General features: G+C 66.1%; 14 protein-coding genes and 2 riboswitches. Of the genes, 6 read left to right on the plus strand and 8 right to left on the minus strand.

Annotated elements, in window-relative coordinates:
• The first annotated feature begins 88 nt into the window (after positions 1-88).
• Complete coding sequence (locus BSY239_RS05780) at positions 89-748, plus strand: DsbA family oxidoreductase (RefSeq protein WP_069046008.1); 660 nt, start codon at positions 89-91, stop codon at positions 746-748.
• A gap of 57 nt (positions 749-805) precedes the next feature.
• Here BSY239_RS05780 and BSY239_RS05785 read toward each other — a convergent pair whose 3' ends face one another.
• The 6 genes from BSY239_RS05785 to BSY239_RS05810 form a co-directional block, all read right to left on the minus strand.
• The gene (locus tag BSY239_RS05785; RefSeq protein ID WP_069046009.1) at positions 806-2779 is read right to left on the minus strand and encodes a B12-binding domain-containing radical SAM protein; all 1974 of its coding nucleotides are present in this window, start codon (positions 2777-2779) and stop codon (positions 806-808) included.
• 88 nt (positions 2780-2867) lie between these two features.
• Positions 2868-5765 carry an aminomethyl-transferring glycine dehydrogenase gene (gcvP, locus tag BSY239_RS05790; protein ID WP_069046010.1) on the minus strand — a complete coding sequence of 966 codons (2898 nt, stop codon included), beginning with the start codon at positions 5763-5765 and terminating at the stop codon, positions 2868-2870.
• Between the two features lie 22 nt (positions 5766-5787).
• Positions 5788-6159, minus strand: a complete 372-nt coding sequence (gene gcvH, locus BSY239_RS05795) for a glycine cleavage system protein GcvH (protein ID WP_069046011.1) — start codon at positions 6157-6159, stop codon at positions 5788-5790.
• 35 nt (positions 6160-6194) lie between these two features.
• Positions 6195-7319: a glycine cleavage system aminomethyltransferase GcvT gene (gene gcvT, locus BSY239_RS05800; RefSeq protein WP_156775420.1), complete on the minus strand. Its 1125-nt coding sequence runs from the start codon at positions 7317-7319 to the stop codon at positions 6195-6197.
• A 58-nt stretch (positions 7320-7377) separates the two neighbouring features.
• A riboswitch (glycine riboswitch) is annotated at positions 7378-7482 on the minus strand.
• A gap of 12 nt (positions 7483-7494) precedes the next feature.
• Positions 7495-7596, minus strand: a riboswitch (glycine riboswitch).
• A 31-nt stretch (positions 7597-7627) separates the two neighbouring features.
• Positions 7628-8140: a hypothetical protein gene (locus tag BSY239_RS05805; protein ID WP_069046013.1), complete on the minus strand. Its 513-nt coding sequence runs from the start codon at positions 8138-8140 to the stop codon at positions 7628-7630.
• Between the two features lie 129 nt (positions 8141-8269).
• Positions 8270-9955: an electron transfer flavoprotein-ubiquinone oxidoreductase gene (locus tag BSY239_RS05810; RefSeq protein WP_069046014.1), complete on the minus strand. Its 1686-nt coding sequence runs from the start codon at positions 9953-9955 to the stop codon at positions 8270-8272.
• 132 nt (positions 9956-10087) lie between these two features.
• Here BSY239_RS05810 and BSY239_RS05815 point away from each other — a divergent pair, with 132 nt between their 5' ends.
• Genes BSY239_RS05815 through BSY239_RS05825 form a run of 3 tightly spaced genes read left to right on the plus strand, consistent with a single transcriptional unit; the run spans position 10088 to position 12234 of the window.
• The gene (locus tag BSY239_RS05815) at positions 10088-10870 is read left to right on the plus strand and encodes an SDR family oxidoreductase (RefSeq protein WP_069046015.1); all 783 of its coding nucleotides are present in this window, start codon (positions 10088-10090) and stop codon (positions 10868-10870) included.
• Positions 10871-11815 carry a DMT family transporter gene (locus BSY239_RS05820; RefSeq protein ID WP_236944139.1) on the plus strand — a complete coding sequence of 315 codons (945 nt, stop codon included), beginning with the start codon at positions 10871-10873 and terminating at the stop codon, positions 11813-11815.
• Positions 11812-12234 carry an acyl-CoA thioesterase gene (locus BSY239_RS05825; protein WP_069046016.1) on the plus strand — a complete coding sequence of 141 codons (423 nt, stop codon included), beginning with the start codon at positions 11812-11814 and terminating at the stop codon, positions 12232-12234. The genes BSY239_RS05820 and BSY239_RS05825 overlap by 4 nt, the downstream gene beginning before the upstream one ends.
• A 2-nt stretch (positions 12235-12236) precedes the next feature.
• Here BSY239_RS05825 and BSY239_RS05830 read toward each other — a convergent pair whose 3' ends face one another.
• On the minus strand, positions 12237-12815 hold the full coding sequence (locus BSY239_RS05830; protein WP_069046017.1) for a peroxidase-related enzyme: 579 nt from the start codon (positions 12813-12815) through the stop codon (positions 12237-12239).
• Positions 12816-12924: 109 nt separating this feature from the next.
• On the opposite strand from BSY239_RS05830, the gene BSY239_RS05835 reads away from it, so the two are divergent.
• Positions 12925-13311 carry a carboxymuconolactone decarboxylase family protein gene (locus BSY239_RS05835; RefSeq protein WP_069046018.1) on the plus strand — a complete coding sequence of 129 codons (387 nt, stop codon included), beginning with the start codon at positions 12925-12927 and terminating at the stop codon, positions 13309-13311.
• Positions 13312-13357: 46 nt separating this feature from the next.
• Entirely contained in the window at positions 13358-14329 is a 972-nt protein-coding gene (locus BSY239_RS05840; RefSeq protein ID WP_069046019.1) for a Bug family tripartite tricarboxylate transporter substrate binding protein, read from the plus strand.
• A 3-nt stretch (positions 14330-14332) separates the two neighbouring features.
• Here BSY239_RS05840 and BSY239_RS05845 read toward each other — a convergent pair whose 3' ends face one another.
• Positions 14333-14887 (minus strand): PAS and helix-turn-helix domain-containing protein, encoded by a 555-nt coding sequence (locus BSY239_RS05845; RefSeq protein WP_069046020.1) that lies wholly within the window; start codon positions 14885-14887, stop codon positions 14333-14335.
• Positions 14888-14889 lie beyond the last annotated feature (2 nt).

The raw sequence follows: 14889 nt of genomic DNA on the forward strand, positions 1-14889 counted from the left end.
GTGTGGGGTGCGCCGAAGGATGAGCGGCGATTGTGGCGCAAGCCCCTGCGCCTTTTGCGGTCAAGGGGCACGGCCTAACATCGCTGCCATGACCACATCCCTCAAGATCGATTTTGTGTCCGACGTGTCCTGCCCCTGGTGCGCCGTCGGGCTGGGCGCGCTCGAAGAAGCGCTGGGCAAGTTGCAGGGCGAGGTGTCGGCCGAGCTGCACTTTCAGCCATTTGAACTCAACCCGAAGATGCCTGCCGAAGGCCAGGACATCGGCGAGCACTTGACGCAGAAGTACGGCTCCACCGCAGCGCAGCAGGTGCAGATCCGCGACACCATCCGCGCGCGTGGCGCCGAGGTGGGTTTTGTCTTCAACCCGGAGGGCCGCGGCCGCATCTGGAACACCTTCGATGCGCACCGCCTGCTGCACTGGGCCGAACATGAAGGCGCACCGGGACAACAACACGCGCTGAAGAAAGCCCTGCTCGCGGCCTGCCACACACGCTCGGAGGCCATGGGTGACCACGCCGTGTTGATGGCTTGCGTGCGCGAGGTGGGGCTGGACGAGGTCCGTGCGCAAGCCATTCTGGCGAGCGACGAGTTTGCGCAGGCGGTGCGTGAGCGCGAGGGCTTCTACACCAGCGTGGGCATCCACTCGGTGCCGGCGGTGATCGTCAACGACCGGCACCTGATCTCGGGCGGCCAGCCGGCGGCGGTGTTCGAGCAGGCGCTGAGGCAGATTGCTTCGGAAATGGTTTGATGGGGCGGGGAGCCCTCACCCCCGCCCTCTCCTGCAGGGAGAGGGAGTGAAGGCTCATCAGGCGGGCTGGGTGAGCGCCTTGGCGATGCGGTTTCTGCCCACGGTGGGCTTGGGCACCTTGCCCGGCAAGTGGCTGAACCAGGCGCGCACGTCTTCGTCCAGTCCGATGCCGTGCATGTAGTTGTAGATCGCCTTGCGCAGGCCCACACCCAGTGCGTCGTGGTCCACGCCGCTGGGGTCGATGAAGCCGATGTCGTTCTTGGCGAACGTGACCGGCGGCAGCGGGATCAGCTCGATGCCGTAGGCGGCCGGATCCAGGCCCACGGGTGAGTGCACGGTGCACGAGAAGCGGTGGAAGAAGCCGCTCTGGATGCAGCCGTTTTCGAACAGCTGGCGCACGTATTCGAGCGCGTCCACCGTGTCCTGCACCGTCTGCGTGGGAAAGCCGTACATGAGGTAGGCGTGCACCAGAATGCCGGCGTCCGAGAACCCTTTGGTGACGCGCGCCACCTGTTCGACCGTCACGCCCTTTTTCATGAGCGTGAGCAGCCGGTCGGAGGCCACTTCGAGCCCGCCGCTCATGGCGATGCAGCCGCTGTCGGCGAGCAACTGGCAGAGCTCGGGCGTGAAGGTTTTTTCAAACCGGATGTTGCCCCACCAGGAGATGGGCAACTGGCGGCGGATGAGTTCGTCGGCCAGCGCTTTCAAGGCCTTGGGCGGTGCTGCTTCGTCCACGAAGTGGAAGCCGGTCTGGCCGGTCTCGTTCACGATGGCTTCGATGCGGTCGGCGAGTGTGGCAGCTGATGCGGTTTCGTAGCGGCTGATGTAGTCCAGGCTCACGTCGCAGAAGCTGCACTTCTTCCAGTAGCAGCCGTGCGCCACGGTGAGCTTGTTCCAGCGCCCGTCGCTCCAGAGCCGGTGCATGGGGTTGAGCATGTCGAGCAGGCTCAGGTAGCGCTCCAGCGGCAGGCCGTCCCAGGTGGGGGTGCCGACCTCTTCAAACGGCACTTCGGGCTCGACGAAGTTGATGTAGCGAACCACGGCTTCCGCATCCACTCCCTCTCCCTCTGGGAGAGGGCCGGGGTGAGGGCTCTCCCGAACGAAGGTCCTCACCAGGCGCTGCTTCGACCGCTTGCGCTGCAGGTACTCCATGAGCGCCAGCAAGGGCCGCTCGCCCGAATCCAGCGTCACGAAATCCACAAAGTCGAACACCCGCGGCTCGGCCAGTTCGCGCAGCTCGGTGTTGACGAAGCCGCCGCCCAGCGCAATCGTGATGTGCGGGTTCTGCGCCTTGATGGTCTGTGCGATGCGCAGCGCGGCGTACAGCGCGCCGGGGAAGGGCACGGAGAGCAGCACGAGGTCGGGCTTGTGCTGCGACAAGGTGGCCAGCGTGAGCGTGTGCAGGATCTCGTCGACCAGCGTGAACGGCGCGGCAAGTGCGGCGGCCATGGGCTCGAAGGTGGGCTGGCTGCTGGCCAATGACTCGGCATAGCGCACGAAGGCAAAACGTTCGTCGACCGCGTCGCGCAGCACGTCGGCGAGGTCGTTGAGGTAGAGCGTGGCGATGTGGCGCGCCTTGTCCTGCACGCCCAGCGCGCCAAAGGCCCAGGCCAGCGGGTCGCCGCCTTCTTCGCTGAGCGCGGCGTCCACGTAGACCTCCAGCGCGGCAAAGCGCGGGCCTTCGGGGAGCAGCTCGCGCGCGGCGATGCGGTGCGCCAGGGTCGAGTCTCGGCCTTGCAGAAAGGCGATCACGAGGCCGATGGTGGCGCGGTAGCGGGCAAACTGGTCGAGGAAGGCGTGCACGCTGGCTGTACGCTGGGCTTCAGGTTGCGCCAGTGCGTGGCTGCGCACGGACTCCAGCCCGGCCGGTGAAAACAGCTTGAGCACCAGCGCCAGCGCCAGATCGGCCTGCACCGCGTCGACCCCGCGCGAGCGCAGGAAGCCGGTGATGTAGGCGGTGGAGGGGTAGGGCGTGTTGAGCTGCGTCATCGGGGGGATGAGGCTCAGCACGCGCAGGGCTGGGGTGGTCATGGTGTCGCTTCGGGGGGTTCCCGATTGTGAGGCTTGGGACCGCTCCAGCCGACCTCACCCACCCGATGGGCGGGCGAGGACCCGGAAATCAGACCGGGTATTCAGACAGGGGCACGCAACTGCAGAACAGGTTGCGATCCCCATACACGTTGTCCACACGCCCCACCGGCGGCCAGTACTTGGCGTGCGCCCGGGTCGAGGTGCTCGCCGCACCCACGTCGCGCGCATAGGGGTGTGACCAGTCGGCCGTCATGAGGCTCGCCGCCGTGTGCGGCGCGTTCTTCAGCGGGTTGTCGTCCTGCGGCCAGGCGCCGGCTTCCACGAGGCGGATCTCTTCGCGGATCGCGATCATCGCGTCGATGAAGCGGTCCAGCTCCTCCAGCGTCTCGCTCTCCGTGGGTTCCACCATCAGCGTGTTGGCCACCGGGAAGGACAGCGTGGGCGCGTGGAAACCGTAGTCCATCAGGCGCTTGGCCACGTCCTCGGCCATCACGCCACTGGTGTCCTTGAAGTGGCGCAGGTCCAGGATGCATTCATGCGCCACATGCCCGTTGGCGCTGGCGTAGAGCGTGGGGTAGTGGGGTGCGAGGCGCTTGCTGATGTAGTTGGCCGCGAGGATGGCCGCTTCGGTCGCGTGCTTCAGGCCGTCGGCGCCCATCATGCGGATGTACATCCAGCTGATCGGCAGCACGGCCGCGTTGCCCAGCGGAGCCGCCGAGATGGCGCCCACGCCGTTCACCGGCAGGCCGCCCGTGGCATGCCCGGGCAGGAAGGGCACGAGGTCTTCGACCACGCACACCGGGCCCACGCCCGGGCCGCCACCGCCGTGGGGAATGCAGAAGGTCTTGTGCAGGTTGAGGTGGCTCACGTCGCCGCCGAACTCGCCGGGCGCGGCCACGCCGACCAGCGCGTTCATGTTGGCGCCGTCCACGTACACGCGCCCGCCGTGCCGGTGCACCAGCGCGCAGAGTTCCTTGACCGTGGTCTCGAACACGCCGTGCGTGCTGGGGTAGGTGATCATCACCGCCGCCAGGTTGGCGCTGTGCTGTTCGCACTTGGCCTGCAGGTCGGCCATGTCCACGTTGCCGTTCTCGTCGCACTTGGTGACCACGACCTGCATGCCCACCATCTGCGCGCTGGCCGGGTTGGTGCCGTGCGCGCTGCTGGGGATCAGGCAGATGTTGCGGTGGTGTTCGCCGCGCGAGGCGTGGTACGCCTGAATCACCAGCAGGCCGGCGTATTCGCCCTGCGAGCCGGCGTTGGGCTGCAGGCTGATGCCGGCGTAGCCCGTGGCCTGGCAGAGCCAGGCGCGCAGCTGTTCGTCGAGTTTCTTGTAGCCGAGCGACTGGCTGGCGGGCGCGAACGGGTGCACGTTGGCAAAGCCCGGCCAGGTGATGGGAATCATCTCGCTGGTGGCGTTGAGCTTCATGGTGCAAGAGCCCAGCGGGATCATGCTGCGGTCCAGCGCCAGGTCCTTGTCGGAGAGCGCGCGGATGTAGCGCAGCATGCCGGTCTCGGAATGGTGGCTGTGGAACACCGGGTGCGTGAGGTAGGCGCTGGTGCGGCGCAGCTCGGTGGGAATGCGCGGCTCGATGCCTTTTTCGAATTCGGCAAAACCGGGCAGGCTCTGGCCGTGCAGCGCGAACACGCCCCACAGTTTTTCGATGTCTTCGCGCGTGGTGGTCTCGTCCAGCGTGATGCCCACGTACTCGCCCCAGCTCAGGCGAAGGTTCATGCCGGCGTCCACCGCGCGCTGCAGCAGCGTGGCGGCGCGGTCACCGGCCTTGAAGGTGAGCGTGTCGAAGGCGCTCTCGCTGGTGGGCGTCCAGCCCAGTTGCTCCAGGCCCTGTGCCAGCACCGCCGTGTAGGCGGCCACGCGCTGCGCAATGCGCTTGAGTCCCGCGGGTCCGTGGTACACGGCGTACATGCTGGCCACCACCGCCGGCAGCACCTGCGCCGTGCAGATGTTGGACGTGGCCTTTTCGCGGCGGATGTGCTGCTCGCGCGTTTGCAGCGCAAGGCGGTAGGTGGGGTTGCCGTGGGCGTCCACGCTCACACCGACCAGACGGCCGGGCAGCGAGCGCTTGAACTCGTCGCGGCAGGCCATGAAGGCAGCGTGGGGTCCGCCCGCGCCCATGGGCATGCCGAAGCGCTGGGTGGTGCCCACCACGATGTCGGCGCCCCATTCGCCCGGCGGCGTGATGAGGGTGAGCGCCAGCAAATCGGCGGCGGCGATGAAGGCTGCGCCTTTGCCTTGCACCGTCTTCACATCGGCGGCCAGGTCTTCAATGCGGCCGCTGGTGCTCGGGTACTGCGCGAGCACGGCAAAGTAGCCGTCGTCGGCCAGCGCTGCGTTCCACTCGGCGGCCGAGTTGGCCACCAGCACCTGGATGCCCAGCGGCGCGGCACGCGTCTGCACCACCTCGATGGTTTGCGGGTGGCAGTCGCCCGCCACCACGATGGTGTTGCCCTTGCTTTTCACGGAGCGTTTGGCCAGCGTCATCGCCTCGGCGGCGGCGGTCGCTTCGTCGAGCATGGAGGCGTTGGCAATCGCCATGCCGGTGAGGTCGCACACCATGGTCTGGAAGTTGATCAGCGCTTCCATGCGCCCCTGCGAGATCTCGGCCTGGTAGGGCGTGTAGGCGGTGTACCAGGCGGGGTTCTCCAGCACGTTGCGCAGGATCACGCCCGGTGTGTGGGTGCCGTGGTAACCCTGCCCGATGAAGCTCTTGAGCAGCTGGTTCTGCTCGGCAATCGCCTTCAGCTCGACCAGTGCGGCGGCTTCGGTGATGGCCGGTGGCAGCTGCATGCCCTGGCTGCGCGCGATGCTGCGCGGCACGATGCCGTCGATCAGCGCGCGGCGCGAGGCCTCGCCGATGACCGAGAGCATCAGCGCTTCGTCGGCTTCGCCGATGCCGATGTGGCGGGCCACGAACTCGGACGGGTTCTCGAGTTCATCCAGGGGTTTGACAGACGGCATCAGCATGGAAAGGCTCCGGCGGAATGGTTCAGGCGTTGGATGAGAAGGCGGCGTAGGCGGTCTCGTCGAGCAGGGCGTCGACCTGTGCCGGGTCGGACAGCTTGACCTTGAAGAACCAGCCGCTCTTGAGCGGGTCGCTGTTGGCCAGCGAGGGGTCGGCGCGCAGGGCTTCGTTGACCTCGGTCACTTCACCGCTCACGGGCATGTACACGTCGGCCGCGGCCTTGACGGACTCGACAACGCCGGCCACGTCCTTCTGCGCAAAGCTCTTGCCCACCTCGGGCAGGTCGACAAACACCACGTCGCCCAGCGCGTCCTGCGCATGCACGGTGATGCCGACGGTGGCGATGTCGCCGTCAACGCTGATCCATTCGTGGTCTTCGGTGTACTTGGTGGTCATGGGAAAGCTCCTGAAAAAAGAAGAGGGACAGGGATTCAACCGCGGAAGTAGCGGTTGGGCACAAAGGGCATGGCGCTGACTTCCATGGGCACCGGCTTGCCGCGCACCATGGCGTGCAGGCGCGTGCCCAAGGCCGCGTGTGCGGGGCTCACATAGCCCATGGCCACGGGCTTGTCGGCGCTGGGGCCGAGCAGGCCGCTGGTGACTTCGCCGATGGTCTCGCCGCCGGGGGTTTGCAGCGCGGTGTGGTCACGCACGGGAACACGTTCGAGCGCGATCAAACCGACACGCTTGCGTTGCAACGGCTCGGTGCCATCGAGCTGCGCGAGCACACGCGCCGCACCCGGAAAGCCGCCCGCTCGCGCGCCACCGGTGCGACGCACTTTCTGCATCGCCCAGTTGAGCGCGGCTTCCACCGGCGTGGTGGTGGTGTCGATGTCGTTGCCGTAGAGGCACAGGCCGGCTTCCAGGCGCAGCGAGTTGCGGGCGCCCAGACCCACCGGTTTCACCTCGGGCTCGGCCAGCAGGGCGCGGGCGAAGGCCTCGGCGCTCGCAGCCGGCACCGAGATCTCGAAGCCGTCTTCGCCGGTGTAGCCGCTGCGGGTGATGAAGAGGTCGGCGCCTTGCCAGTTGAAGGCGCCGCCGGTCATGAAGACCAGCTTGTCCACGCCGGGCACGAGCCGCTGAAGCGCCGTCACAGCTTGTGGGCCTTGCAGGGCAAGCAGGCCGCGATCGAACTGGGGCTCGACGGTGCAGCGGCTGCCGATGCGCTCGATGATGTGGGCCAGGTCGCCGTGTTTGCAGGCACCGTTGACGATCACGAAGAGGTCGGTGCCCCGGTTCACGAACATCAGGTCGTCGATGATGCCGCCGACGTCGTTGAGCAGCAGGCCGTAGCGCTGCTTGCCCACGGCCAGATCGATCACGTCCACCGGCATCAGCGACTCGAAGGCCGCGGCAGCATCCGCGCCCACCAGCCTCAGCTGGCCCATGTGCGAGACATCGAACAGGCCGGCGGCTGCGCGGGTGTGGTGGTGTTCAGCCATCAGGCCGGCGGGGTACTGCACCGGCATGCTGTAGCCGGCAAACGGCACCATGCGGGCGCCGAGTTCGGTGTGCAGGGCGTGCAACGGGGTCTTGAGGAGATCGGTGTCGGACACGGAGGGCTCGCAGGCAAAAGGGGCAGGCCCCAAGGGGGCGGAACACGGTTCATCCGTGCGCTGCCCCACTGTCCGCTTTACCTGAGAGATTCACGCGGGCGATGCCGCGTTTGCTCCTTCGGTGGATCGCCTCGATGAGCGATCTCTCTCCAGGGGGGTACACCGGCCTCGCGACCCGTGTTTGCCAGTCCTTTTGCCTGAGCGTTCAGGGCCACATGGGTGACCTCCTGCGCCTTCGGCGGCCACCTCGGGGGCGGCGCTCTCCTGACCCGGCCGAGTGTAGCCGACGGCATCCTGAAAAGGGTTGCTCAGGTGCTTTCCAGGGTGGATTCGGGCAGCAGCTTGGCCAGGCGTTCGCTGATCGCGTCGGCCCGTGCCGCGCCCGCCATGCCCTCGATGGCCATGAGCATGTCGCGGCTCACCGCCAGCATGGCAGCCGCGTCACGCGCTTCGCGCAACGCGTCCCGGAACTGCGCAGCCATCTCCTTGTGGCGTGGAGCGAACATGCGCTCGCTGATGTCGAACAAAAACATGCGTGCGCTGGCCAGTGAACGCGGTCCCGAAAAGGCGTCAACCGAGGCTTTGGTGCCCGCCGGTTCCTGCGGTGATGGCGTTGCAGGCGCAGGTGGGGCCTCGTCAACGATGTAGCCCTGGGCCAGCAACTCGCGCACGATCCCGGCGCCCAGGCCTCCAAAGAGCGCCTGCAGCGAGGCCGTGGCCTTGCGACCGTCCGCCACCAGCAGCACGGCGCGCTCGCGCTGGCCCAGCGTGCGTTGGCCGGGTTGCAGCTCGGCGCGGCCTTTGTCGGTCTTGTTCAGCATGGTGTGGCAGCGTGTGATGGCAGAAGCCCGCACTGTGGTCAGGCCATGTGACGACGCGGTGAAACACAGACGTGAAAAAGCCGCCCGGAGGCGGCTTGTCGAAGGAATCCCGGAAGGCCGTGACTTCGCTCACATGCCCGCGTAGTTCGGTCCACCGCCCCCCTCGGGCGTGACCCACACGATGTTCTGCGTCGGATCCTTGATGTCGCAGGTCTTGCAGTGCACGCAGTTCTGCGCGTTGATCTGCAGGCGGTCGGTGTTGTCGTCGTTCTTCACGTACTCGTAGACGCCTGCCGGGCAGTAGCGGCTCTCGGGGCCGGCGTACTTGGCCAGGTTGATCTGCACCGGCACGCTGTTGTTCTTGAGCGTGAGGTGGGCCGGCTGGTTCTCTTCGTGGTTGGTGTTGGACACGAACACGCTGGAGAGCTTGTCGAAGGTGATCTTGCCGTCGGGCTTGGGGTACGTGATCTTCGGCATCTCGTCGGCCGGGCGCAGCTTCAGGTGGTCGGGTGTGGTGTTGTGCAGCGTCCAGGGCGGCGTCTTCACGCCCACCTTGGGCAGGAACCAGTGCTCCACACCGGTCATGAGCTTGCCCAGCAACGGGCTCTTCTTGAACCAGTTCTTGAAGTTGCGGTAGGTCCAGAGCTCCTCATGCAGCCAGCTTTTCTCGAAGCGCTCGGTGAATCCGGAAAGCTCGTCGCTCTGGCGGCCGGCGGTCACCGCTTCAAACGCGGCTTCGGCGCAGAGCATGCCGCTCTTGATGGCCGCGTGGCTGCCCTTGATGCGCGCGGCGTTCAGAAAGCCGGCGTTGCAGCCCACCATGGCGCCACCCGGAAACACCAGCTTGGGCAGGGCCTGTGGCGTGCCGTTGTTCAGCGCGCGCGCGCCGTAGCCCAGGCGCTTGCCGCCTTCGATGTGCGCGAGGATGCTGGGGTGCGTTTTCCAGCGCTGCATTTCTTCGAACGGCGACATCCAGGGGTTCTGGTAGTCCAGGCCGACCACCAGGCCCAGCGTGACCTTGTTGCCTTCGAGGTGGTAGAGGAAACCACCGCCGAAGGTGTCGGCGTCCATGGGCCAGCCGGCGGTGTGCACCACCAGGCCGGGCTTGGCCTTCTCGGCCGGGATTTCCCACAGCTCCTTGATGCCGATGGCAAACGTCTGCGCGTCCTTGCCCTCGGTGAGCTTGTATTTGGCGATGAGCTGTTTGCCCAGGTGACCGCGCGCGCCTTCGGCAAACACGGTGTACTTGGCGTGCAGCTCCATGCCGAGCTGGAAGTGGCCGGTGGGCTCGCCGTCCTTGCCCAGGCCCAGGTGGCCGGTGGCCACACCCTTGACGGAGCCGTCCTCGTTGTAGAGCACTTCGGCCGCGGTGAAGCCCGGGAAGATTTCCACACCCAGGGCTTCGGCCTGCTCGCCCAGCCACTTGGTGACCGCGCCCAGGCTGATCACATAACAACCGTCGTTGTGGAAGTTGCGCGGCATCAGCCAGTCGGGCGTGCGGGTGGCGCCGGTCTCGGTGAGCACCAGCAAGTCATCGCCCGTCACGGGCTGGTGCAACGGGGCGCCACGTTCTTTCCAGTCGGGGAACAGTTCGGTGATGGCGATCGGGTCCATCACCGCGCCACTCAGAATGTGCGCGCCGGGCTCAGAGCCTTTTTCCAGCACACACACATTGATCTCGCTGCCCTTCTCGGTGGCCAGCTGCTTGAGGCGGATGGCGGTGGACAGGCCTGCGGGGCCGCCACCGACCACGACCACGTCGTATTCCATGGCTTCGCGGGGGCCGAACTGGGCCAGCAATTCATCGTGGGTCATCGGGGGGTCTCGCTGATAATGATTTTCAAGAAGGCGCAGAGTGTGCCTTGCGTGTCACTCGACAGACAGCATTTTATGCGGCACCCGCAAAAAATCGAACGGTCGTACTAATTTCTACTGAGGACTTGCATCGTGGCATACAGCATGGACTTGTCGGGCCGCGTGGCCTTGATCACCGGGGCATCGGGCGGGCTGGGCGAACAGTTCGCCAAAACCCTGGCCAAAGCCGGCGCGGCCGTGGTGCTCGCCAGCCGCCGCACCGACCGCCTCATGGCCCTGCGCGCACACATCGAAGCCGAAGGCGGCGACGCCCACGTGGTGGCCATGGACGTGACCGACCAGGCCTCCATCAAGGCCGCGGTGGCACACGCCGAAACGGAGGTCGGCGCGATCGACATCCTCGTCAACAATTCCGGCGTGAGCACCACGCAGCGTCTGCAGGACGTGAGCGAGGAAGACTACGACTTCATCTTCAACACCAACACCAAGGGTGCTTTTTTCGTGGCGCAAGAGGTGGGCAAGCGCATGCTGGCTCGTGCCAAGGGTGCGGCGCCCGGTACCTATGTGGGTGGGCGCATCGTCAACATCGCGTCCATGGCCGGCCTGAAGGTGCTGCCGCAGATCGGCGTGTACTGCATGAGCAAGGCGGCGGTGGTGCAGATGACCAAGGCCATGGCGGTGGAGTGGGGCAAGTACGGCATCAACGTGAACGCGATCTGCCCGGGCTACATCGACACCGAGATCAACCACCACCACTGGCAGACCGAACAGGGCCAGAAGCTCATCGGCATGTTGCCGCGCAAGCGGGTGGGTGTGCCGACCGATCTGGACGCGGTGCTGGTGATGCTGTGCTCGAACGAGAGCCATTTCATCAACGGCGCGGTGATCGCCGCCGACGACGGTTTCGGAGCCTGAATGACCACTGCGGTGCTGGGCCGGCCTTCGGGCTGGCCGCCGGGCATGGTCACCGGCATCTTCGCGGGCCTGGGTGCCGGCGCGTTCTGGGGCACGACCTTCATCGCGCCCCTGATTGCACCCGGTTTCAGCTCGATCGACCTCACCGTGGGGCGCTACCTCTCGTGTGGTTTGCTGTCGGTAGTTTTGTTGCTATGGGCCGCCCTTCGGGGTGACACGCAACGCCCCACGCTGGCCCAGGCGGGCGCGGCGCTCTGGCTCAGCCTGCTGGGCTACACCGGTTACTACCTGCTGCTGGTGCTGGCCATCCAGGCCGCGGGCGCGGCGCTGCCGGTGCTGATCATCGGCACCATTCCGTTGTGGATCATGTTGTTGGGCAAACCCAAAGGTTTGCGCTGGCGGTCGTTGGTGCCAGGCGTGTTGCTCACGGTGGCGGGCATGGCGCTGATGATGCAGGTGACGGCGCACGGGCAGGACGGAAGCGTGGGCACGAACCTGTGGCTCGGCATTCTTTACGCGGTGCTCGCCATGCTGTCTTGGACCGCGTTTGGCCTGCTCAATGCCCGCTGGCTGGCCAGACACCCCGAAGTCAATTCCACGGTCTGGGCCAATTGGCTCGGTCTTGCCGCGGGAGTGGGGGCGCTGGCCATCTGGGCGGTGGCCGGCACCGATCTGGCCACGCTGGTGTCGCGCCCGGGCTTCGGCACCTTTGTGGCGGTATGTGTGGTCACTGGCATCGGCGCAGCCTGGGTGGCCTCGGTGCTGTGGAACATGGCCAGCCGCCGGCTCAGCGCCAGTCTGGCAGGCCAACTCATCGTGAGCGAGACCGTGTTCGGACTCGTCTACAGCTTCGCCTGGGACGGCGCCTGGCCTGCTGCCTTGCAGTGGGCCGCGTGCGCGTTGTTCGTCCTCGGCATCATTGCTTCCATCAAGGCCCACCGATGAAGTTCGAGTTGCCCGCGCAGAAGAAAGAAGTGTTCTGCATGACCATCCCCATCCGCTGGGGCGACATGGATGCGATGGGGCATGTGAACAACACCACCTATTTCAGATACCTCGAGACGATCCGTATCGAGTGGATGCGCAGCATCGGCTGCCAACCCGACCCGCAGGGCGAGGGCCCGGTGATCGTCAATGCCTTCTGCACCTTCCACAAGCAGCTGGAGTTTCCCGGCGACGTGATCGCCACCATGTTTGCCAGCGATGTGGGGCGCAGCAGCTTCGAGACCTGGTGCACCTTGACGCGCAGCGACGACCCCGGGACGGTGTACGCCTCGGGCGGCGCGACCACCGTGTGGGTTGATTTTCCGAAGCAGAAGTCGGCGCCGATTCCCGACAGGCTGAGGTTGCGCCTGCAGGACTGAGTTCAGGCGGGCTTGGCCTTCGGCACCCGCCCCATCACATAAAACTCCGGGTTGGGCTGCATGTTGCTGAAGCTGGCCATGCGGTTGGACAGGCCGAAGAACGCGGTGATGGCGGCGATGTCCCAGATGTCTTCGTCGGAAAAACCGTGGGCGTGCAGCGGCGCGAAGTCGTCGTCGTTGACCTCGTGTGAATTCAGGCAGACCTTCATCGCGAAATCGAGCATGGCTTTCTGGCGCGGCGATATGTCCGCCTTGTGGTGATTCACCGCCACCTGATCGGCCACCAAGGGCTTCTTCTCGTAGATGCGCAGGATGGCGCCGTGCGCCACCACGCAGTAGAGGCAGTGGTTGGCTGCACTCGTGGTGGTTACGATCATTTCGCGGTCGCCCTTGGTCAGCGATCCTTCTTCCTTGAGCATCAGCGCGTCGTGGTACGCGAAGAACGCGCGCCACTCGGCGGGGCGGCGGGCGAGCGCCAGAAACACGTTGGGCACAAAACCGGCCTTGGCCTGAACTTCGAGCACCTTGGCCTTGATGTCTTCGGGCAGGTCGTTGATGTCGGGGGCGGGGTAGCGGTTCATGTCGGTCTCCGTTGGGTGCAAGTGGCGTTGGGTGCAACGCATGGTACCGGCCGCCACGGCCTTGCGGTATCGTTGACGCGACTTCCTTTCTCATCCTCCGGATCACACCATGCAAGACAACAACGACCCCGAATTCGAACGCGGACTTGCCATGCGCAAGCAGGTCATGGGCGAGGCCTTCGTGGCCCATGCGTTCGCCAACATGACCCCGTTCACCGAGCCGATCCAGCAGCACATCACGCGCAAGGCCTGGGGCGACGTGTGGCAGCGCGGCACGCTGGACCTGAAGACACGCAGCCTGATCACCGTGACCATGCTGGCCGCGCTGGGCAAGCAGCACGAGCTCAAAGGGCACGTGCGCGGTGCGCTCAACAACGGCGCCACACCGGCCGAGCTGCAAGAGGTGCTGCTGCAGGTGGCTGTGTACTGCGGCGTGCCCACGGCGGTGGAGGCCTTCCGCACAGCGGCCAGCGTGGTCGACGCCGAGCAGCCCTGAGGGCTGCCGCTACGATCGGATTTTTCATCCTCCCCGGAGCCTTGACATGACACTTTCACGCCCATCCCCGGTCCGTCGCGCCTTGCTCGCTGCGGGCCTTGTGTGCACCCTGGGCCTGGCCCAGGCGCAGACCACCACCCGCATCCTCGTGGGCTTCCCGCCCGGTGGCGGCACCGACGCGATCGCGCGCATCCTGGGCGAAAGGCTCAAGGAAGAGCTGGGTCATGCCGTCATCGTGGAGAACAAACCCGGCGCGGGTGGGCAGATCGCTGCACAGGCGCTCAAGGCCTCGGTGGCTGATGGCAACACCCTGTTCCTGAGCCACGACCACAGCATCACCATCCTGCCCATGGTGATGAAGGCCCCGGGCTACGAGCCGGCCAAGGACTTCGTGCCGGTGGCCGGATTCGCCACCTTTGTGAACGCGTTCGCGGTGTCCGGCGGCACGCCCGCCACCGGCTTCAAGGCCTATGTGGACGGTGTGAAGGCCGCCGGCGGCAAAGGCACGGTGGGCATTCCCGCGCCGGCCTCGGTGCCGCAGTTCCTGGTGCAGGTGATCGCGAAGCAGAACGGCCTGGACCTGGTGGCCGCACCCTACCGTGGCAGTGCACCCATGATGGCCGACATGCTGGGCAACCAGATCCCGGCCGGTGTGGCCTCCATTCCCGACTTCATTGAAAACCACAAGGCCGGCAAGCTGCGCGTGGTGGCCGTCATGGGCACCCAGCGCCAGGCAGCCATGCCCGAGGTGCCCACCTTTGCCGAACTCGGCCTCAAGGGCTTTGAAGACGTGCCGTACTACGGGCTGTTCGCCCCGGCCGGCACACCCAAGGCCACGCTGGACCGCATCGCGCAGGCGGTGCAGAAGGCCATTGCCCAGCCCGATGTGCGCGACAAGCTCACCGCCATGGGCCTGAGCGTGGGTTTCATGACCGGCGAGCAGCTGGGTGCGCGCGAACAGGCTTATGGCAAGGTCTGGGCGAAGATCATCCAGGACAGTGGGTTCCAACCACAATGAGTGTCACCCGGCGAGGAGGCGATGTACGAGGTCCGGCGTGCTGTGCGCGCCGTACTTGCGCATCAGCCTCGCCCGGTAGATCTCCACCGTGCGGTGGCTGATCTCAAGGGCCTTGCCGATCTCCTTGCTGGTCAGGCCGCTCATGAGGTGGGCCGCCACCTCGCGCTCGCGCGGCGTGAGGTCGGCTTTCACGGTGCGGCGTGAGCTGAGGTCCTCAAAGCTCCAGATGCCGGCGGCGTGCGGCGTTTCGCGGCTCAAGGCGCGCCCGGTCACATGGCACCAGAAAGTCTCGTCTTTCAGGCGGCCACCCACACGTTTCATGATGCGGTCGTCCGCGTAGGTGCCGCCCTTGCCCAGCAGCGGCGCCATGCGTGCGCCCAGGCGCTCGTACTCGTCGGCACTGGGGTAGAGAATCTGAAAGCTCTGACCCACGAGCTGCTCTCGCGTTGCGCCGAACATCTCGCACAGCACCTCGTTGCAATCGACCATGGTTCGTTCACGGGAGAGCGCCAGGCCCACGGGCGCCAGGTCAAATGCAAGGCGGTAGTCGATGTCCATGG

The organism is Hydrogenophaga sp. RAC07, from assembly GCF_001713375.1.
Lineage (GTDB): Bacteria > Pseudomonadota > Gammaproteobacteria > Burkholderiales > Burkholderiaceae_C > Hydrogenophaga.

Coding starts and splice junctions, on each gene's coding strand:
- BSY239_RS05780 (WP_069046008.1), top strand. CDS start 89: ATGACCACATCCCTCAAGATCGATTTTGTGTCCGACGTGTCCTGCCCC.
- BSY239_RS05825 (WP_069046016.1), top strand. CDS start 11,812: ATGAAGTTCGAGTTGCCCGCGCAGAAGAAAGAAGTGTTCTGCATGACC.
- BSY239_RS05805 (WP_069046013.1), bottom strand. CDS start 8,140: ATGCTGAACAAGACCGACAAAGGCCGCGCCGAGCTGCAACCCGGCCAA.
- BSY239_RS05840 (WP_069046019.1), top strand. CDS start 13,358: ATGACACTTTCACGCCCATCCCCGGTCCGTCGCGCCTTGCTCGCTGCG.
- gcvP (WP_069046010.1), bottom strand. CDS start 5,765: ATGCTGATGCCGTCTGTCAAACCCCTGGATGAACTCGAGAACCCGTCC.
- BSY239_RS05830 (WP_069046017.1), bottom strand. CDS start 12,815: ATGAACCGCTACCCCGCCCCCGACATCAACGACCTGCCCGAAGACATC.
- BSY239_RS05845 (WP_069046020.1), bottom strand. CDS start 14,887: ATGGACATCGACTACCGCCTTGCATTTGACCTGGCGCCCGTGGGCCTG.
- BSY239_RS05820 (WP_236944139.1), top strand. CDS start 10,871: ATGACCACTGCGGTGCTGGGCCGGCCTTCGGGCTGGCCGCCGGGCATG.
- BSY239_RS05785 (WP_069046009.1), bottom strand. CDS start 2,779: ATGACCACCCCAGCCCTGCGCGTGCTGAGCCTCATCCCCCCGATGACG.
- BSY239_RS05835 (WP_069046018.1), top strand. CDS start 12,925: ATGCAAGACAACAACGACCCCGAATTCGAACGCGGACTTGCCATGCGC.
- gcvH (WP_069046011.1), bottom strand. CDS start 6,159: ATGACCACCAAGTACACCGAAGACCACGAATGGATCAGCGTTGACGGC.
- BSY239_RS05810 (WP_069046014.1), bottom strand. CDS start 9,955: ATGACCCACGATGAATTGCTGGCCCAGTTCGGCCCCCGCGAAGCCATG.